Source organism: Pseudoalteromonas sp. 3J6, assembly GCF_903995135.1.
Taxonomy (GTDB): domain Bacteria; phylum Pseudomonadota; class Gammaproteobacteria; order Enterobacterales; family Alteromonadaceae; genus Pseudoalteromonas.
This window is the reverse complement of record NZ_LR877185.1, coordinates 3,734,979-3,754,919: the sequence shown is the minus strand read 5'-3', so window position 1 is coordinate 3,754,919 and position 19,941 is coordinate 3,734,979. Positions and strand designations below refer to the sequence as shown.

Annotated in this window: 19 protein-coding genes; 11 read left to right on the top strand and 8 right to left on the bottom strand. The window is 40.6% G+C overall.

Annotated elements, in window-relative coordinates; genetic code table 11:
• Positions 1-409: 409 nt before the first annotated feature.
• The 11 genes from P3J6_RS17205 to P3J6_RS17155 all read left to right on the top strand — a co-directional run bounded on the left by P3J6_RS17205 (position 410) and on the right by P3J6_RS17155 (position 13,357).
• Positions 410-673 carry a DUF4212 domain-containing protein gene (locus tag P3J6_RS17205; RefSeq protein ID WP_008464847.1) on the top strand — a complete coding sequence of 88 codons (264 nt, stop codon included), beginning with the start codon at positions 410-412 and terminating at the stop codon, positions 671-673.
• 10 nt (positions 674-683) lie between these two features.
• The gene (locus P3J6_RS17200) at positions 684-2,408 is read left to right on the top strand and encodes a sodium:solute symporter family protein (RefSeq protein ID WP_013465754.1); all 1,725 of its coding nucleotides are present in this window, start codon (positions 684-686) and stop codon (positions 2,406-2,408) included.
• 140 nt (positions 2,409-2,548) lie between these two features.
• Positions 2,549-4,387, top strand: a complete 1,839-nt coding sequence (locus P3J6_RS17195; protein ID WP_198523634.1) for a DUF294 nucleotidyltransferase-like domain-containing protein — start codon at positions 2,549-2,551, stop codon at positions 4,385-4,387.
• A 5-nt stretch (positions 4,388-4,392) separates the two neighbouring features.
• Positions 4,393-5,016, top strand: a complete 624-nt coding sequence (locus tag P3J6_RS17190) for a 3'-5' exonuclease (RefSeq protein ID WP_198523633.1) — start codon at positions 4,393-4,395, stop codon at positions 5,014-5,016.
• Between the two features lie 121 nt (positions 5,017-5,137).
• Complete coding sequence (locus tag P3J6_RS17185) at positions 5,138-5,878, top strand: SIMPL domain-containing protein (protein ID WP_198523632.1); 741 nt, start codon at positions 5,138-5,140, stop codon at positions 5,876-5,878.
• 174 nt (positions 5,879-6,052) lie between these two features.
• Positions 6,053-7,066 (top strand): erythrose-4-phosphate dehydrogenase, encoded by a 1,014-nt coding sequence (epd, locus tag P3J6_RS17180; protein ID WP_138609185.1) that lies wholly within the window; start codon positions 6,053-6,055, stop codon positions 7,064-7,066.
• A gap of 49 nt (positions 7,067-7,115) precedes the next feature.
• The gene (locus tag P3J6_RS17175; protein ID WP_138609184.1) at positions 7,116-8,291 is read left to right on the top strand and encodes a phosphoglycerate kinase; all 1,176 of its coding nucleotides are present in this window, start codon (positions 7,116-7,118) and stop codon (positions 8,289-8,291) included.
• Between the two features lie 211 nt (positions 8,292-8,502).
• The gene (gene fba, locus P3J6_RS17170; RefSeq protein WP_008111197.1) at positions 8,503-9,567 is read left to right on the top strand and encodes a class II fructose-bisphosphate aldolase; all 1,065 of its coding nucleotides are present in this window, start codon (positions 8,503-8,505) and stop codon (positions 9,565-9,567) included.
• A 628-nt stretch (positions 9,568-10,195) separates the two neighbouring features.
• On the top strand, positions 10,196-10,885 hold the full coding sequence (gene phoB / locus P3J6_RS17165; protein WP_008111196.1) for a phosphate regulon transcriptional regulator PhoB: 690 nt from the start codon (positions 10,196-10,198) through the stop codon (positions 10,883-10,885).
• A gap of 77 nt (positions 10,886-10,962) precedes the next feature.
• Positions 10,963-12,309, top strand: a complete 1,347-nt coding sequence (gene phoR / locus P3J6_RS17160) for a phosphate regulon sensor histidine kinase PhoR (RefSeq protein WP_198523631.1) — start codon at positions 10,963-10,965, stop codon at positions 12,307-12,309.
• A 79-nt stretch (positions 12,310-12,388) separates the two neighbouring features.
• Positions 12,389-13,357 (top strand): PstS family phosphate ABC transporter substrate-binding protein, encoded by a 969-nt coding sequence (locus P3J6_RS17155; RefSeq protein ID WP_010387635.1) that lies wholly within the window; start codon positions 12,389-12,391, stop codon positions 13,355-13,357.
• Between the two features lie 63 nt (positions 13,358-13,420).
• Here P3J6_RS17155 and P3J6_RS17150 read toward each other — a convergent pair whose 3' ends face one another.
• From P3J6_RS17150 to sfsA, 8 genes are all read right to left on the bottom strand, one after another.
• A complete protein-coding gene (locus P3J6_RS17150; RefSeq protein ID WP_138609178.1) occupies positions 13,421-13,663 on the bottom strand; it encodes a hypothetical protein in 243 nt (80 codons plus the stop codon).
• A 30-nt stretch (positions 13,664-13,693) separates the two neighbouring features.
• A complete protein-coding gene (gene panC / locus P3J6_RS17145; protein WP_198523630.1) occupies positions 13,694-14,542 on the bottom strand; it encodes a pantoate--beta-alanine ligase in 849 nt (282 codons plus the stop codon).
• A complete protein-coding gene (panB, locus tag P3J6_RS17140; RefSeq protein WP_198523629.1) occupies positions 14,542-15,336 on the bottom strand; it encodes a 3-methyl-2-oxobutanoate hydroxymethyltransferase in 795 nt (264 codons plus the stop codon). Before panB ends, panC begins: the two co-directional genes overlap by 1 nt.
• Before the next feature lie 30 nt (positions 15,337-15,366).
• Positions 15,367-15,852, bottom strand: coding sequence for a 2-amino-4-hydroxy-6-hydroxymethyldihydropteridine diphosphokinase (gene folK / locus P3J6_RS17135; protein ID WP_198523628.1), 486 nt, complete (start codon positions 15,850-15,852; stop codon positions 15,367-15,369).
• A 3-nt stretch (positions 15,853-15,855) separates the two neighbouring features.
• A complete protein-coding gene (gene pcnB, locus P3J6_RS17130) occupies positions 15,856-17,154 on the bottom strand; it encodes a polynucleotide adenylyltransferase PcnB (protein WP_198523627.1) in 1,299 nt (432 codons plus the stop codon).
• A gap of 305 nt (positions 17,155-17,459) precedes the next feature.
• Positions 17,460-18,356 (bottom strand): tRNA glutamyl-Q(34) synthetase GluQRS, encoded by an 897-nt coding sequence (gene gluQRS / locus P3J6_RS17125; protein ID WP_198523626.1) that lies wholly within the window; start codon positions 18,354-18,356, stop codon positions 17,460-17,462.
• 12 nt (positions 18,357-18,368) lie between these two features.
• Positions 18,369-18,812, bottom strand: coding sequence for an RNA polymerase-binding protein DksA (gene dksA / locus P3J6_RS17120; protein WP_008111170.1), 444 nt, complete (start codon positions 18,810-18,812; stop codon positions 18,369-18,371).
• A 280-nt stretch (positions 18,813-19,092) separates the two neighbouring features.
• Positions 19,093-19,812, bottom strand: coding sequence for a DNA/RNA nuclease SfsA (gene sfsA / locus P3J6_RS17115; protein WP_178956511.1), 720 nt, complete (start codon positions 19,810-19,812; stop codon positions 19,093-19,095).
• Positions 19,813-19,941 lie beyond the last annotated feature (129 nt).

The window sequence follows — 19,941 nt, the reverse complement described above, 5'->3', positions numbered from 1 at the left end:
ACTATACCCAAACTATTTCAAGATGCGAGCGCCAGTTGGAGTTTGCTTATTAACAATACCTAGCTGCAAATAAAGTAGGGGGTATACATTTTGTTTATGTTATCTATAAATAAAATAAAGCTATGATATTTAAGGGTTAATTTGTTTTTGTCTATTTAGTTAGACTAATGTCTTATTCCCACGGTTTGTTTTAATTTGGCTAAAAACTTGAGCAATAAAAATCTATTAAGCTACTGAAATTTAAGTGGTTCATGAGTTGTTTATTAATTGATCATGCGCAGTTTACGAAAACGTTAATATGTTGTTACGACTATTGTCGCAATTCAATATTTGAATTGCATTGCTAAATTGGTTAACGAATATAAAAAACCACCCATCACAATCGTGATGTTTAAAGGGGAAAATAAAAATGGCTTTTAAAAATGAAGAACAAGCAAAAGCTTATTGGGCAGAAAACATTTCATTACTGTTTAAATTATTAGCAGTATGGTTTGTGGTCTCTTTTGGCTTTGGCATATTACTGGTTGATGTACTTAATGAAGTACGTTTTTTTGGGTTTAAACTTGGCTTCTGGTTCGCCCAGCAAGGCGCGATTTATACCTTTGTGGCTTTGATTTTTGTGTACGTTTTCAAAATGAATACGTTAGATAAAAAATATGGCGTAGACGAATAGGAGCTAGTCAATGGATGTTCAAATACTCACATTTATAATTGTCGGTTTAAGCTTTGCGCTTTATATCGGTATTGCAATTTGGGCTCGTGCTGGGTCAACAAATGAATTCTACGTTGCTGGTGGCGGTGTACCTCCACTAGCCAATGGTATGGCAACTGCTGCGGATTGGATGAGTGCTGCGTCGTTCATTTCAATGGCGGGTATTATCTCGTTTGCGGGTTACGACGGAAGTGTTTACTTAATGGGGTGGACCGGTGGTTATGTACTACTGGCTATGTGTTTAGCGCCTTACTTACGTAAATTCGGCAAGTTTACCGTGCCAGATTTTATCGGTGACCGTTACTACTCACGTACAGCGCGTTTAGTGGCTATTTTATGTGCCATCTTTATTTGTTTTACTTACATTGCGGGTCAAATGCGTGGTGTTGGTGTAGTGTTCTCTCGTTTCTTAGAAGTTGAAATTGAAACCGGTGTTTATATCGGTATGATCATTGTTTTCTTCTATGCCGTACTTGGTGGCATGAAAGGTATTACTTACACGCAAGTTGCGCAGTATTGTGTACTGGTATTTGCTTATTTAGTACCGGCTATTTTTATCTCTATGATGGCAACAGGTCACTTTTTTCCACAAACAGGCTTTGGTGCCACGCTAAGTGATGGCTCAGGTATGTATGTACTTGATAAGCTCGATGGTTTAAGTACCGAGCTTGGATTTGGCCAATACACTGAAGGCTCAAAGAGCATGATTGATGTATTTGCAATTACAGGTGCTCTTATGGTGGGTACTGCTGGTTTACCACACGTAATTGTTCGCTTTTTCACTGTACCTCGCGTAAAAGACACACGTATTTCAGCAGCGTGGACACTGGTGTTTATTGCTATTGTTTACACAACAGCACCCGCAGTAGCTTCGTTTGCCCGTGTAAATATGATTGATACAATTAACGGTAAAGACGGAAGCGGTACAGCGTATGCAGATGCGCCTGCATGGATCAAAAACTGGGAGCGTACGGGTCTAATCACCTTTAATGATAAAAATGGTGACGGCAAAATGTTCTACACATCAGGTAAAATCACTGACCCTAATAGCGCAAACGAAGTAAACGTTGACCGCGATATTATGGTACTAGCGAATCCTGAAATAGCCGATTTACCAGCCTGGGTTATTGCACTCGTTGCTGCTGGTGGTATTGCCGCGGCGCTATCGACTACAGCGGGCTTACTATTGGTTATTTCAACCTCAGTATCGCACGATTTACTTAAACGGACACTCAAACCGGATATAACCGACAAGCAAGAATTACTTGCAGCGAGGTTGGCAGCGATGATTGCTATTGTAATATCCGCTTACTTTGGGATTAACCCGCCAGGATTTGTGGCCTCGGTTGTTGCCTTTGCCTTCGGCTTAGCGGCGGCGAGCTTCTTCCCTGCAATTATTATGGGTATTTTCTCTAAATCAATGAATAAACATGGTGCAATTGCAGGCATGGTAACGGGTATCACCTTTACTGCTGCATACATCATCTACTTCAAGTTTGTGAGTCCAGAGCTTAATAGCCCAGAAAATTGGTTCTTAGGTATTTCACCTGAAGGGATTGGTTTAGTAGGCATGATCATTAACTTTGCAGTAGCTGCAGGTGTTATGAAAATGACTCAACCGACACCAGTTGAAATTCAAGAAATGGTTGAAGGTATTCGTAATCCTAAAGGGTCTAGTGAAGCGCATGCTCACTAATCCATATATCTAATGATATAACGCATCAAAGCCCGACTTAAGTCGGGCTTTTTATTTGTTTAAATAATGACTACATTAAATAATCGCTATATTAAATAACCATATTTCAGGTTAAGTCGCTTTTTTATTGAGGATGATTTATGAGTAGTGAGCAACAGGAAGTCGCGCAGTTTATTAACAAGCAAGCACCATTTTCAATGTTACAGGACAGCGCCTGCAGTTATTTTGTTAACCATCTCGATAGTATTTATTTGACCCGAGAAAACCAAACGCAATGGCTTAACAGTGAACAGCCTAAATTATTTTTAATTCGTTCCGGGTTATACGATTTAGTGGATGCTCAAGGCGATACGGTAACGCGTTTAACTCAAGGTGATTACTTTGGTTATCCCTCGTTACTGACGGGAGATTCAATACAAAACAGTTTAGAAGTACAAAAAGAGGGCATTGTCTATATGCTCGACCAAACGGATTTTGATTACTTACGTCGAGAATATAAAGCATTCGAGCAATACTTTGTTCGTGCTCATGCTAATCGATTGCTGTCATCACATTATAAAAGCAATAACGACAGCTGGTCTGAGCGTAAAATATCAGAGATCATGACTCGCAAAGCGATTACGCTGCCCCCCGATGCCAGCATCCGTCATAGTGCTAAAAAAATGCAAGAGCATGGGATTTCATCAATGATGATCACCGAAAATTCGCATCTTGTTGGAGTAGTTACAGATCGGGATTTACGTAACCGAGTGCTTGCTGATGAAGTGGATCCCGCGCAAGCTATCAATAGTATTATGACCAATAAGCCTAAGTTTATATTTGAAAATAATCGCGTATTTTCAGCGCTACACTTAATGCTTAAGCATAATATTCATCATTTACCTGTGCTTGATGAAAATCATAAACCGCTAGGTATGATCACCAGTACAGACTTACTACGCCAACAAAAAAGCGACCCTGTGCAGCTAATTGGTCGTATTTACAAAGCGCATAATGTCGCTGATTTAAAGCGTTACGCGAATGAAATACCGGAGTTATTAAAGGGGTTTTCTAATAATATTGATGATATTTCGCTGATCGGAAAGTTACTCAGTGGTTTAACCGATGCGTTGACCTCGCGGCTAATTTTTTTATTTCAACAACACCATGGCGCCGCGCCAACCAGTTTTAGTTTTATTTGTTTTGGCTCTCAAGCGCGCGAAGAGCAAACACTGCATTCAGATCAAGATAATGGCTTGTTATTACCTGATGGTCTAAACGATGAACAGCACGCATATTTTAAACAGATGGGCGAATTTGTTTGTGAAAACTTAGTTGAGTGCGGCATTCGTCGTTGTCCTGGTAACATAATGGCTAGCAGTGATGCGTGTCGAATGAGTGTTAGTGATTGGGGGGCGAAGTTTTTAAAGTGGATCACCAGTCCCACACCCCAGGCAATGCTCAACTGTAAAATCTTTTTTGATCTGCGCTTTATTGAAGGCTCAACCACACTCTATAGCCAGTTTTGTGAAGAGTTGACCCATATTTCTCGCAACGATCTTTTTTATGCGGCAATGGCCAGCGATGTTAACGCTAACAGTGCGCCGATTGGTTTATTCAATAACTTTAAAACCGAAAAAACAGAGCAACACCATAAGTACATCGATCTTAAAAAGCGCGGGGTGGTGATCATTAACGATCTAGCGCGACTTTATGCATTAAAAGTAGGCATTCGCCGTGCTAACACCCAAGAGCGATTAGACGCCTTATTAAAGTATTCACTATTAAGCAAAGAAGATATTTATAATTTAAAAGATTGTTGGCGATTTTTAACTCAGCTTCGGCTGCGCACGCAAATAAACGAAGAAGGGTTACCTAGTAATTGTATTAACCCAGACAAACTCAATTCGTTAGAACGTCATCAGCTTAAAGAAGCGTTTTACTTAGTAAAACAAGCGCAGCAAGGCGCGGCGTTTAAATTTGCGCGTGGGAGTTTGTAACAATAATGGTTAAGCAGCTTATTACGCGGTACTTAAAGCGTCGCCATTTGCTTGCGCAAAGTGCTTTAAAGCAACGTTATTTAGTGATTGATTTGGAATTAACAGGGCTTGATCCTAAACAACATGAAATTGTCTCGGTTGCTTGGGTACTGATTGAGAATCAATGTATCAAAAACAGTCAATCGCAGCATATCGTTAATAAAGAGGTTAAAAGCCTAGAGCAAAGCCCTGTTTTTCACGGCATTAGCACTGACTCGGTGGCACAAGGGCAAAGCCTACAGAGTATTTTAATGTCTTTAAGCGCTCACTTTAGTGACTGCATTTTAGTATTTCATAATGCCATGCTCGACTGGGGCTTTTTAAAGTTAGCACTAAAAAATGCAGGGATCACCCAGCGGCCTAAGCTGATCATCGATACCTTACAAATAGAAAAAAAGCGCTTACTACAACACGCAAGCGATATCAAATTAGATGATTTAACCTTAAATGAATGCCGTAATCGCTACGATTTACCAAGCTATCATTGCCATCATGCGCTTACCGATGCACAAGCCACTGCTGAGCTGTTATTAGCCCAATGCCATCAAATAGGCGCCGGTAAAGAACTTAAAGTAGGCGATCTAATGTAGGTTGGTTAGAGCGAAACCTAACTATAAAGTATGCACTTAGCTTAATTGTATGCAGTTTACTTTTCTTCTTGTTTGTATACTTATGGGAACGCGTGTTTAATTAAAAATTCAAGGAACGAATATGAAACTTATCAGCGCTATTTTTATTATCTTATTCCCTCTTATTACTTTTGCTAATTCAAGCGTGCCAACTAATCGTCATATTTCTGTACATGGCACAGCTGAGGTATTAGTTGAGCCAGATATGGCTCAAATTATATTTGAAGTAAAAAGCATTGAAGATACATTACTTGAAGCTAAGCGTGACCTTGATGGCCGGATCAGCGTGTTACTTGAAGAATTAGATAAATATGATTTTGGGCAAGGCGATGTTCATATATCGGGTTTAAAAAGCAAGGTATACACTAAGGTTGGTACAGAATCAGGGATTGCTTTAAGCGATAATTATTTAGCTCTGAAAACAGTTAAAGTCACATTGAAAGATATTAAAAAAGTCGATGAATTTATTGATTTTGCTCAACGCTTACAAATAGACAATATCAAAAAAATTAATGGTTTATCCTCCAAGGCCATGCAGTTAGAGGCAGAGGCAACACAGCTAGCAATTGATAACGCAAAAGCGAAGGGAAATAAGCTCGCTCAGTCTTTTGGTGCTGAACTTGGCAACGTTTATAGTATTAGTGCAAATTCTAGTAGCTCAGATTACGACGCGAGCGGTGTTAAGCACATTGTTTTATCTAGCCACAGAAATAGCATGGCTGCTAGAAATAACGAGAACCCATTTACGCAGCAGCGATATTTAGGTGCAAGAATAAGCGTTAAAGCATCAATAAACGTGGTGTTTGATTTAAAACTAAAATAGCAAATATCGCAAAGCCGAGTTAAAAGTAAAAGCGCATTGCGTGTTGATTATGGCGTTAATTTAAAGTTTCTAATGCTTGGCTCTTATAATCACAGGCAAGGTCGATTACAATACCGCCATCTAAAAGGCGACGCTGCCTTTCTCTGTACGTAACTAGAGTGGATTTTATATTTCATGGCAATCAAACTTGCAATTAATGGTTTTGGTCGTATTGGTCGAAATATTGTCCGTGCACTATACGAATCAGGCTTAAGCGACGAGATCAAAATTGTTGCAATTAACGAACTAGCCGACCCTGAAGCTATTGCCCATTTATTAAAATACGACACCTCTCATGGTCGTTTTACTTTTCCAGTTAAACTAGGTGAAGATACTATCAGCGTTGCTGATGACACCATTGCGTTATTTTGTGAAGAAAATCCAGTTGAATTACCGTGGCAAACGCTAGGTGTTGACGTGGTACTTGAATGTACCGGCGTGTATCACTCACGTGAGCATGCACAGTTACATATTGCCGCAGGTGCTAAAAAAGTGTTGTTTTCCCATCCTGCTGATAACGATGTAGATGCGACTATTGTGTATGGCATAAACGACGATGAGTTGAAAAACGAGCATACTATTGTCTCTAATGGTTCGTGTACCACCAACTGCGTTGTTCCTGTTATTAAAGTACTCGATGATGCCTTTGGTATTGAGTCTGGCGCTATTACAACTATTCATGCGTCAATGAACGATCAGCAAGTGATTGATGCGTATCACCATGATTTACGCCGAACTCGTGCCGCCAGCCAATCTATTATTCCGGTAGACACAAAATTAGCCCGTGGTATCGACCGTATTTTACCTAAATTTAAAGGCCGCTTTGAGGCCATTGCCGTTCGTGTACCGACTATTAATGTGACCGCCATGGATTTAAGTGTCACGGTAAATACCGATGTAGATTTAAGTGCGGTTAATAGTGCGCTTAAAGCACAAGCTAAAGATAGGCTTGAGGGTATTTTAAGTTACACCGAAGAGCCGCTGGTGTCGGTTGATTTTAACCACGATCCCCATTCTTGTATTATTGATGGCACACAGACACGTGTTAGTCATAAACGGCTGATAAAATTACTAGTTTGGTGTGATAATGAGTGGGGGTTTGCGAATCGCATGCTTGATACCGCTCGTGCTATGATGGCATTTAAGTAATATTTAAAACGTATTTATTGGTTTAGTATCGTTAACTAAGGAGATGTTCATGTCGGTCATAAAAATGGCAGATTTAGATTTAAACGGCAAGCGTGTATTAATTCGTGAAGATTTAAATGTACCCGTTAAAGCAGGTAAAGTGACGTCAGACGCACGTATTCGTGCTGCACTACCTACTATCAAACTTGCGCTAGAAAAAGGTGCAAAAGTGATGGTTATGTCACACCTAGGCCGTCCTACGGAAGGGCAATACGAAGACGAATTTTCATTAGCACCCGTTGTTGATTACTTAAATGATGCACTTGAGCAAACTGTTCGCCTAGAAAAAGATTACTTAAACGGCGTTGATGTTGCAGATAGCGAAGTGGTTGTTTTTGAAAACGTACGTTTTAACAAAGGCGAGAAAAAAGACGACGAAGCCCTATCAAAGCAACTCGCTGCATTATGTGATGTTTACGTAATGGATGCCTTTGGTACTGCACATCGCGCACAAGCTTCAACCCATGGTGTGGGTCTGTTTGCTGATGTAGCGTGTGCTGGTCCATTATTATCGGCTGAACTAGACGCATTAGGTAAAGCACTTGATAACCCAGCCCGTCCGTTAGTGGCGATTGTGGGTGGCTCTAAAGTATCCACTAAGTTAACGGTACTTGATTCGTTATCTAAAATTGTTGATCAGCTTGTTACCGGTGGCGGTATTGCCAATACCTTTATTGCAGCTGCTGGCCATCCTGTAGGTAAGTCACTTTATGAGGCTGATTTAATGGATGAAGCAAATCGTTTATGCGCTGCAGCGAAAGCCAACGATGGCGAAATACCGGTACCCACAGATGTTGTTGTAGGTAATGAGTTTTCAGAGTCAGCTGTAGCAACACTTAAAGATGTAAGTGAAGTCACCAGCGACGATATGATTTTTGATATTGGTCCTGATACCGCAAATCAACTTGCAAAAATTATTGCTAATGCGGGCACGGTTGTATGGAATGGCCCAGTGGGTGTGTTTGAGTTTGATCAATTTGGTAATGGTACACGTGCCATTGCAAAAGCGATTGCTGATTCGAAAGCATTTTCTATTGCAGGTGGTGGTGACACCCTAGCGGCAATTGATAAGTACGGCATTAGTGATAAAGTATCGTATATTTCTACAGGTGGTGGTGCGTTCTTAGAGTTTTTAGAAGGCAAAAAATTACCTGCAGTTGCAATGCTAGAATCACGCGCTAAATAATACCTTTGGGTATTAGCTAGCCGTAAAGCAGATGTGCTTATCCCACATCTGCTACAATTAACGAGTAAATACCTCTCACTTTTATTTAGTCGTTAATAATATGAATTTTAGGCCATTTGCCTTTTAATTCATGGCGCAGTGATTGCGCCAAACTAACAAATCCGTTCAAACTAGGTAGTAAAATAACTACCGATAAATTGGAGAATACCCAATGGCTTTAATCAGTATGCGACAACTTCTTGATCATGCCGCAGAGCATGGTTACGGTGTACCCGCGTTTAATGTAAATAACCAAGAGCAAATGCGTGCAATTATGGAAGCGGCTGATAAAACAAACAGCCCTGTTATTGTGCAAGGTTCTGCGGGCGCACGTGCGTATGCCGGTGCACCTTTTATTCGTCATATGATTTTAGCGGCAGTTGAAGAATGGCCACATATTCCAGTGGTTATGCATCAGGATCACGGTACATCACCGGGTGTATGTCAGCGTTCAATTCAGCTAGGTTTTTCATCAGTAATGATGGATGGCTCATTAATGAGCGATGGTAAAACACCTTCAAGCTACGATTACAACGTTGATGTAACACGTAAAACAGTTGAAATGGCGCATGCGTGTGGCGTATCTGTAGAGGGTGAGCTAGGTGTATTAGGTTCACTTGAAACTGGTGAAGCGGGTGAAGAAGATGGTGTTGGCGCTGAGGGTAAACTTACCACTGAGCAAATGCTAACAAATCCAGAAGAAGCGGCAGACTTTGTAAATAAAACCCATGTTGATGCGCTGGCTATTGCCTGTGGTACATCACACGGTGCTTACAAATTTACTCGTCCACCAACCGATGACATTTTAGCAATTGATCGTATTAAAGAAATCCACGCGCGTATACCAAATACCCACTTAGTAATGCATGGTTCGTCTTCTGTTCCACAAGAGTGGTTAGAAGTGATTAATCAATACGGTGGTGAAATCCCAGAAACTTACGGCGTGCCAGTTGAGCAAATTGTTGAAGGTATTAAATACGGTGTGCGTAAGGTAAACATTGATACTGACTTACGTTTAGCGTCTACCGGTGCGATTCGTCGTCATTTAGCGATGAACCCGTCTAACTTCGACCCACGTAAGTTTTTAGCTGCTGCAACCCAAGCAATGACTGATATTTGTATCGCTCGTTACGAAGCGTTTGGTACTGCGGGTCAAGCAAGTAAAATTAAGCCAATTTCGTTAGATGAAATGCACCTTAAATACTTAAGCGGTGAGTTAAACCCAAAAATAAAGTAATGGACCAATAATAGCGATATTATTCCACTCATTCAAAAAGCCAGTTGCGTTTGCGCTGGCTTTTTTGATCTATGAGGGATCAGTATTTTACCTAGTTATTAATTAGGGATCACTCGATTACTAACTTGTCATATCTGGGATCATTACTTTACTAAGTAAAAGGCTTAAAGTGACATATTTTAAACTTTTGAGTGTTACGCATTATAAAGAGTGAGCGCAAAACATACAAAAATTCATTGGTTTAGCTTTGTTGGTGGGTAAAATAGTGATCCGTAAAGGGATCTGCTTGATAAAAATCTGATCCCAGCATTTAAGATCATAATAAACCTGATCTAAACACTGTTAAGCGGGTGCTAACTTTTATTATTAAGCGTGAAAATTGATGCTAGTTAGTAATTTGATGATCCCATGTTGATACCATAAATAGTGACTTTAATGATTGATTCTTTTTACTGCAAACCGCTTTTTTATTACTGCTCAAGATGATAAAAATATGACAAATTCTATTTTTTGTCACTATTTTGTGTTTTTTTTACACTCATTTTAATTTAGACGTTACACTTTAATAAAAATGTCATACTTAGTCATAATAATGAAACCTACTCAATAGCCTAAGAGATAAATTGGAATGTCACGTAAAGTATTAGTCGTTGATGACGAAGCACCTATCAGGGAAATGTTGGTTTTTGTTTTAGAACAAAATGGGTTTCAAGCCATTGAGGCAGAAGATTATGATTCTGCAATATCTGCAATGGTTGAACCTTATCCAGATATGGTGTTACTCGATTGGATGCTACCTGGCGGTAGTGGAATTCAAATCGCTAAAAAATTCAAACAAAATGAACACACACGCCAAATTCCTATCATTATGCTGACAGCCCGCGGCGAAGAAGAAGATAAAATACGCGGTTTAGAAGTCGGTGCTGATGATTACGTTACAAAACCGTTCTCACCTAAAGAGTTAATGGCGCGTATTAAAGCGGTTATTCGTCGTGTTGCTCCTACCTCACTTGAAGAGGCGATTGAAGTACATGGCTTACGTTTAGATCCTATTTCGCATCGTGTGACCTCAGGTGGCAGTGAGCTAGATATGGGGCCAACGGAATTTAGACTGTTACACTTTTTTATGACCCACCCTGAGCGTGTATATAGCCGAGAGCAATTACTTGATCATGTATGGGGTACTAACGTTTATGTTGAAGATAGAACTGTAGATGTTCATATCCGTCGCCTGCGTAAGGCAATTGCTACGCTTGGGCATGACCGCTTAGTACAAACAGTTCGCGGTGCTGGTTATCGCTTTTCGAGTAAATTATAAGTTTACTTCGTAAGTCACAATCTATTAACCTAGCACAGTCAAATCATCTGCTAGCGTTTATAAGGTAAAGAGCGTGTATGTATCGAGTTATTAACAAGCAGGCGTTAACTAAACGGCTGTTTGTCTATTTTATACCTTTGCTTTTAATTGGGGTGCTCATTGGTTCCCCATTTTTGATGTTGTTTTTGGGCGCTTTTTCGCTACTTATGTGGCATTACCATCAGCTTTATCGCTTAAGTGACTGGCTGCATGATCAACGCAGTTTTAACCCGCCTGAAGGGGAAGGGTCGTGGGAGCAAGTATTTGAAGGTATTTACCAGCTGCAACACCGCAATCGTAAAAAACGTAATGAGCTGGCAGAGCTAATACGGCGTTTTCGTGACGGCGCTGAGGCCGTACCCGATGCCGTTGTTGTGCTACAAAACGACTTATCAATTGTGTGGTGTAATCAACTTGCACTCAAAGTGTTAGGGTTACAGTGGCCGGTTGATCATGGTCAGCGTTTAGATAACTTAATTCGCGATCCTAAATTTGCTAAATATATGCGTCGTAAAGAGTTTAGCGATGCTCTGGAGCTTGAAAGTGGCCACAGTGTTGAGCAAGTTCTTGAATTTAGGGTTATGCCCTATGCCAATACACAGTTGTTGGTAGTGGTACGCGATGTTACTCGCTTAAAGCAACTTGAGCAGATGCGTAAAGACTTTGTAGCAAACGTCTCTCATGAGCTCAGAACCCCTTTAACTGTTGTTACCGGCTACCTTGAAATGCTCGATAGTGATTCACTTCCCCCGCCTGCAATGTGGAATAAAGCACAAACTACTATGCTAGAGCAATGTAAGCGTATGGATAGCTTGGTGAATCAGCTGTTGTCGTTATCGCGCATCGAAGGGGGAAAGCAACACAGTAATGACAAAGCGGTGAATGTGCCACGATTATTAAACTTAATTGAAACAGAAGCGCAATCTATCAATCAAGACAAAGGCCATCAACTTATTTTTAAGATTGATGCATCGCTTGATATTACCGGTGCTGAGGATGAACTTAGAAGTGCCTTTTCAAATTTAGTATTTAATGCCATTCATTATACTAAACCAGGCGGTAAAATTGAGGTACTTTGGCAGCGCAACAATGAACAAGCATGTTTTAGTGTGACCGATAATGGTGATGGTATTGCACCTGAGCATATTAACCGGTTAACTGAGCGTTTTTATCGAGTAGATAAAGCCAGAAGCCGCACCACAGGTGGCTCAGGCTTAGGCTTAGCTATTACCAAGCATGTACTTACTCGCCATGGTAGTCAATTAAAAATTCACAGCGAGCTGGGTAAAGGTTCTTGTTTTTCTTTCGCGTTTTCAAGCGATAGACTTATCGTTATTTCGCCATTAGTAGCAAGCAATATAGGTAGTCATAAAAGTGTCATTTAAGAGTCACACCATTGTCATGTACTCACTTTAGAGTGAACCGCAGTTAGGAAATGGGACGAACAAATTGGAGAACCCCAAAATGAAATTTAAAAACTTAGTTGCCGCAATGGGTGTGGCTGTTACAACATTTGTATCTGCACAAGCGGTTGCATTAGAAGACGGTATTCCTGAGTATCAAAAAATTAGCGGTGTATCAGGTAACTTTTCATCAGTAGGGTCTGACACATTAGCCAACATGATGACCTTTTGGGCTGAAGAATATAAGCGTATTTACCCAAATGTAAATATTCAAATTCAAGCGGCAGGTTCGTCTACTGCGCCACCAGCACTAACTGAAGGTACGGCTAACTTAGGTCCAATGAGCCGTGCAATGAAGTCAAAAGAGATTGAAGCATTTGAAAAGCGTCATGGCTACAAACCAACACAAGTGCGAGTAGCAATTGATGCGTTGGCAGTATTTGTACACAAAGATAACCCAATCGAAGGACTACGCATTGACCAAATCGATGCTATTTTCTCATCAACTCGTAAATGTGGTGCATCAGAGCAAGTAAATCGCTGGAGTGATGTTGGTCTAGAAGGTGATTGGGCTGCAAAAGACGTGCAATTATACGGACGTAACTCAGTATCAGGTACTTACGGTTACTTTAAAAAGAAAGCGCTATGTAAAGGTGATTTCCGTAATAACGTGAACGAGCAACCGGGTTCGGCTTCTGTTGTACAGTCAATTTCAGCGTCATTAAATGCGATTGGTTACTCTGGCATTGGTTATAAAACATCGGGTGTGCGTACTGTTCCGTTATCTAAAAAAGGCACTAACTTTGTTGATGCCACGCTTGAAAACGTAGCACAAGGTAAATACCCACTATCACGTTTTTTATATGTTTATGTAAATAAACACCCAAATAAGCCACTTGGGCCAGTTGAAGCTGAGTTCTTAAAGATGGTACTTTCTCAAGACGGTCAAAAAATTGTAGAAAAAGATGGCTATGTACCACTTTCTGCAAAGTTAGTTGAACTAGAGCTTAAAAAGTTAGGCTTGAAATAAGCAGCCAAAGCAAATAATAAAAAACCGCTCATTGAGCGGTTTTTTTGTTTTACTTAAGATTATTTAGTTTGTTGCTTTACCTAAGTTTTCAGCTTGCACTTTGCATTGATTGTAAGCCTCAATACATTTTGATGAACAAACCTGCGATTTAAGACTATCGGTGGTTGTTTGCTGTTCGCAGCTGGTTTCACATTGATAACTTTGTTGAGCACACTGATTAAGTGCTGGATTACCCGGCTGGCTCTGGCAGCCAGCAATAACTGCAAACGAAAAAGCCACGAGGCTAGTTTTAAAAAAAGTTTTCATGCTTATCCTTAAAATGAGGCCACACCAGTATTAAACTTCAACCTGAATATTGTCGATTAATCTAACACTACCTAAAAAGGCGGCAGCTAAAATTACAAATCGTGTATCTTCGAGTGTAGCAGCTTTTAATGTATCTCGTTGAGCTATCGAAAAATAATCTGGTTTTAGGCCTGCGTTTTCTAATGCGTTCTTTGCTTCACTTTCCAATGTAGCAAAGTCTTTATTACCGCTTTTTATTTGCTGCGCACAATGCTTTAAGGTATTAAATAAAGCAGGAGCGGTTTGTTTTTCATCACTTGATAAGTACCCATTACGCGAGCTCATGGCAAGGCCGCTAACTTCACGCATGGTATGTACACCAATAATTTCTACTGGTATTGATAAGTCAGTAGCCATGGTTTTAACAACTTGTAGCTGCTGAAAATCTTTTTCACCAAAACAAGCATAATCAGGCTGTACTAAATTAAATAGCTTAGTAACAACAGTCGCTACGCCTTTAAAGTGGCCTGGGCGTGAACCACCACAATATCCCATTGAAATACCAGGCACATCAACAAAGCTTTGCGCGCCTAAACCATTAGGGTAAATAGTCTCAACACTGGGGATAAACAAAATGTCTGTTTCAAGATCAGCTAACCCTTGCTTATCAGTATCTAGAGTACGCGGATAACTGTCTAAATCTTCGTTAACACCAAATTGCATTGGGTTAACAAAAATGCTCACGACCACTTTATCGGCCAGTGTTTTAGCTTTTTCTACCAGTGAAAAATGACCACGGTGTAAGTTGCCCATAGTAGGAACAAATGCCACGCTTAAACCGGCTTGGCGCCAGGTTCTAATTTGACTGCGTAATGATTTTATTTCAGTGATTGACTGCATTATTTAAACTCGTGTTCAGCGCTTGGGAATACGCCGCTTTTGACATCGTTACAATACTTTTTAACTGCAGCAGGCATATTGCCTGTTTCGAGTAAAAAGTTTTTTGAAAATTTAGGAATATAACCTGCAGAAATGCCCACCAAGTCGTGCATAACCAAAATTTGACCATCGGTTACATTACCCGCACCAATCCCGATTGTAGGGATGCTCAATGACTCTGTAACGCGTTTTGCTAAGGCACTTGGAATACATTCAAGCACCAGTAGTTGAGCACCTGCGGCTTCTAATGCTTTTGCATCGGCAATAATTTTTTGCGCTTGCGCTTCTTCACGGCCCTGGATTTTAAAACCACCGAATACATGCACAGATTGCGGTGTAAGACCCAAATGGCCACACACTGGAATACCTTGTTGGGTTAGTGATTTAATGCTGTCATGTAGCCATTCACCGCCTTCAAGTTTGACCATATTAGCACCCGCGCGCATCAGTTCTGCAGCATTTTTACACGCATCATTTGGGTTTGCGTAGGTCATAAACGGTAAGTCAGCAATAACAAATAAATCACGGCTTCCTGCGCGCGCACAGCGAGTATGGTAGGCAATTTCTTGGTTTGTAACCGCTAAGGTATCATCGCCACCTTGTAATACCATACCCAAAGAATCACCAACTAAAACAACATCAACGCCGTTATCATGAAATAACTTAGCAAAACTAGCATCGTAAGCTGTTAACGCAGTGATTTTATTACTTTCAGCCTTCATTTTATTCAAAGTTGAAACGGTTATTTTAGACATAATATTCTCGCAGACAATGGCCTTAATTAATTACCGTGGTAATTGTTGTAAGTCGTTAAGCGGTAGGGTATTTGCTATCTGTTTGATAGATGCGCCGCTAGGTAAAATCAGTTCCGGTGCAATTTCTTGCAGTGGGTAAACAACAAATTCTCGCTCAGTTAATCCGTAATGAGGCACGGTTAAACGATCGGTATTTAAAATGTGTTCACCAAATAATAAAATATCAATATCCAATGTGCGTGCGCCCCAGCGCTCAGCCTTTCTAACTCGACCATGTTCCAGTTCTATGGCTTGGGTTAAATCAAGTAGTTGCTCTGGCTCAAGTGAAGTGTTGATACAGGCGACTGCATTCACATAATCAGGTTGTTCTTGTGGTCCCATAGGCTTGCTCGCATAATAATGCGAGCAGGCTATAAGTTCGCTGTTTGGCAAGCTTTTAAGTGCAATAACAGCGTTATCAAGTTGTTTTTTAGGGCTGTTAAGGTTTGCACCTAACCCCAAATAGACACGTTGCATTATTTACTCAGCTGGCTTTTTAGTAGTACGACGACGAGGTCGCTTACGTGGCTTTGGGCCACCTTGATGACCAAGCTTTCGTACCATTTCTTTTTGGCCATTAATATCTTGACCTAAGTACTGTGTCCACCACTGTGCCAGCTCTGTATGCTCAGTTTCACCAGCATCAACACGCAATAGTAAAAAATCATAAGCGGCTTTAAAGCGCGGCTGCTGTGTTAAACGATAGGCACGCTGGCCAGCACGTTTATCTAAGCGTTGTTGAATATGCCAAATATCACGGGCACCTAACGTAAAGCGTTTTGGTACGGCAATATGTTGGGCATTCTCACTAAGTACTTTATTAATTGCTTGAGCAAATGCATCGTATTCTGATAGTTGTTCTTGGCGTCTAATTTTTTCAGTACGCTCAATCAGCGGGAACCACAGTAATGCTGCAAATACGAATGCAGGAGTGACTTTTTTATCTGCATTAATACGGATATCAGTGTTGGCAAACATTTGCTTTATGAAGGTTTCTTCAAGTCCGCCAGGGTTTTTATTTAAAATACGGTCTAGCTCAGGAAATAACGACTTAAATAAACCGTACTGACGCAGCATTATAAAGTTTTGCTGTGCTTTGCCGTTTAAAAATAGCTTGAGTATTTCTTCAAATAAACGCGCTGGCGGAATATTATCAAGCAAGCTCGCTAATTCGGTAATCGGCTTTTCGCTTGCTGGCGCTATTTGCATATCTAACTTGGTGGCAAAGCGCACTGCGCGAAGCATACGTACCGGATCTTCACGGTAGCGTGTTTCAGGATCGCCAATTAATTCTATTTGTTTTGCTTTGATAGCGGCTAAGCCATTTGCGTAATCGTAAACACAAAAATCATTAATCGAGTAGTATAAAGCGTTGATTGAAAAATCACGGCGTTCTGCATCTTCTTCAATGCTACCAAATACGTTATCGCGAAGAAGTTGCCCATGTTCACTTGACTGGCTAATTTGATTTTTATCTTCTTGTGCTTCGTGATGGCCGCGCATTGTGGCCACTTCAATAATCTCACGGCCAAAAACAATGTGCGCCAAACGAAAGCGGCGACCAATTAAGCGACAGTTACGAAACAGTTTTTTTACTTGCTCAGGGGTAGCATTGGTTACAACATCAAAATCTTTAGGTTGTTGGCCTAACAATACATCGCGAATGCAACCACCAACTAAGTAAGCATCATAGCCACCATCTTTTAGGCGGTAGAGTACTTTGATTGCATTTGGGCTAAATTGTTTGCGAGAAATACCATGCTCACCTCTAGGGATCACTAACGGCTCACTGCTGATTGCGACATTTTCGTTATTGGCACTTGGGCCGATAATTTGTCGACAAAATTGAAAAAGCTTGGAAATAATAGTCTGTCTCCTAGAGAAGCGGTTGATTTGCTCGCCATTGCAATCAAAATCACAGCAAGTATTCGCTTAAAGCGTGATTCTTACCGTTTAATGTAATTAGCATATATTTAGGCGGCTATCATATACCAGCAAGGTAAAAAAATTAAGTTGCAGCACTGAAATTAAGCCATTTTTAACGATTTTATTTGAATTAATCACACGTAATACGTAATGGGAGGTTAAATCTGTATTTCGCGCTTAGCAGGAACAAGGCTTAAGTTAAAATGCGCCACGCCCCAAGCGAGTAATTGTTCTGTATTTAAATCCATTAGTTGCTCATGTATTGGCAAGCCTAAAAATTCGAATACAGCTATTAAAGTGGGCTTTGGATTTTGTTTGCAAATTGCAGGGGCGTAATTTTGCTTAGACAGTTTAAACCCTGGTTTTGCTACAGCCAAAGGCAAATGAGCAAACTCTGGAATAGGGCAATTTAGCTGTTTAAATAAGCTAATTTGACGCGCAGTCGGTTCAATTAAATCAGCGCCTCGCACAATACGATTAATCCCCTGCTCAATGTCATCAATAACCACCACCAGTTGATAGGCAAATAAACCATCGCTGCGTTTTATTATGTAATCTTCATGAGCGAGAGCTGGGTCCACGTCAATACGCCCTTGAATAAGGTCTTTATAATCAACGGTTGCATAGCATTGAGTTAAACGTAGGGCATGACCTTGTTCACTTAGTTGGCTGTGTTTACATTGCCCTTGATAAATGCCGCCGAGGGCTTTTATTTGCTTACGAGAGCACTGGCAGGCATAAACAAGCTGTTGTTGTGACAGAGCGTGAACGGCATCTTGATAAATAGTAAGACGCTGTGTTTGGTACACAACGTTTTCATCCCAATTGAGGTTATAGGCGTCTAAGGTATTTAGGATATCGGTGGCGGCGCCTTTTACAACGCGAGTGGTGTCTATATCTTCAATGCGAACTAACCACTTTCCTTGGTTCGCTTTTGCATCTAGGTAGCTACCTACAGCCGCCACAAGTGAGCCAAAATGTAACGGTCCGGAAGGGGACGGTGCAAATCGGCCGCGATAGTTAGATACTTGCGCAGTAACGGCTGTAGAAGACATGGCTATACTTAATTAGCCGCGTCCAGATTGCTTTTCTTTGATTTCAGCAAGTGTTTTACAGTCTACACATAAATCAGCAGTAGGGCGCGCTTCTAAGCGACGAATGCCAATTTCAATGCCACAAGACTCACAAAAGCCAAATTCGTCTTCTTTAATTAATATAATTGTTTTTTCAATTTTTTTAATTAACTTACGTTCGCGGTCACGAGTACGAAGCTCTAATGAGAACTCTTCTTCTTGTGCTGCGCGGTCAACGGGATCAGGAAAGTTTGCTGCTTCGTCTTGCATGTGTGATTTGGTACGATCAACTTCGTTACGTAAATCATTACGCCAAGTTTCTAAAATTGTTTTAAAATGAGCACGTTGTGCATCATTCATGTACTCTTCACCCGGTTTTTCTTGGTATGGTTCTAAACCGGCTTGAGCCAATAAACCATGTCTTTTTTGGTCTGGCATAACTCTCTCCTAAATCCTTAATTTAATGCCCCAGCATTAGCCGGCGGTATAAATAACAGAAACTCATACCCTAGGCAAATTTATTTTTAAATAATCGAATTAGCTTAACCCTGTTTGGTGATATAAAAGTAGTAAAAGTACTACTTATACTTTCTTATCACAGTATTGGTTTATAAACTGGCGTAGTTATATGGGCAATAATAATAAAAACAACTTATTTTTACTTTTTGACTAAGTATTTTTTTGGCGTAGCGCAATACCAACGTTTAAATGCGCGCTTTTACTCAACAAACGCCACTTTCTCAACTAAAGTTACTTCACTAGCAGAAATATGGGCTTTATAAGCTAATATTTCTACGCCTTGCTCAATCGCTTCGCTTAGTAATTGTGCATAGGTTGAATCTATATGTGCCGCCGCACTCACTTGTGTGATCCCTTGATGTAGCACCGAAAATAGTAATACCGCACGATGCCCTTGTTTTACCATTTCGATTAATTCACGAATATGCTTTTGCCCACGAACTGTTTGCGCATCTGGGAAGTAACCTTGGCCGCTTTGTGGATGCTCTTCACTTAGGAGAGTCACTGATTTAACTTCAACATAGCAATTGGCTTTACTGCTGTGGGTAAGTAAAAAGTCGATGCGGCTGTTTTCACTGCCATACTTCACTTCACTTTGGACTTGTTGATAGCCTGTCAGCTCTTTAATCACTTCAGCGTTAATCGCTTCTTCTACTACTTTATTAGCAACGGCTGTATTTACACAAATAAGCTGTGATAAGTTATTTTGCGTCAGCTCTAATGACTGTGGGTACTTTCGTTTGGTGTTACTGCTGGTGGAATAAAAGGCATTAAAACCAGAGTCTGCACAGCCCGTCATTTTCCCCGTATTAGCACAGTGAGCGGTAAAAGTGCTGCCATCACTGAGCTCTAAATCAGCTAAAAAGCGTTTGTAACGTTTTAATAACGTAGCAGATTGTAATGGCGGGGTGTATTTCATTAATGACTTCCTTATATAACCAGAGTTCAGGTTAAGTAAAATAAGACTTTGCGGTCTATTTGAGGTTATTTACCGCAAGCTGTTGGGAACTTAGGCGCGCTATAGTAAACTCAACCATACATTTAAGTG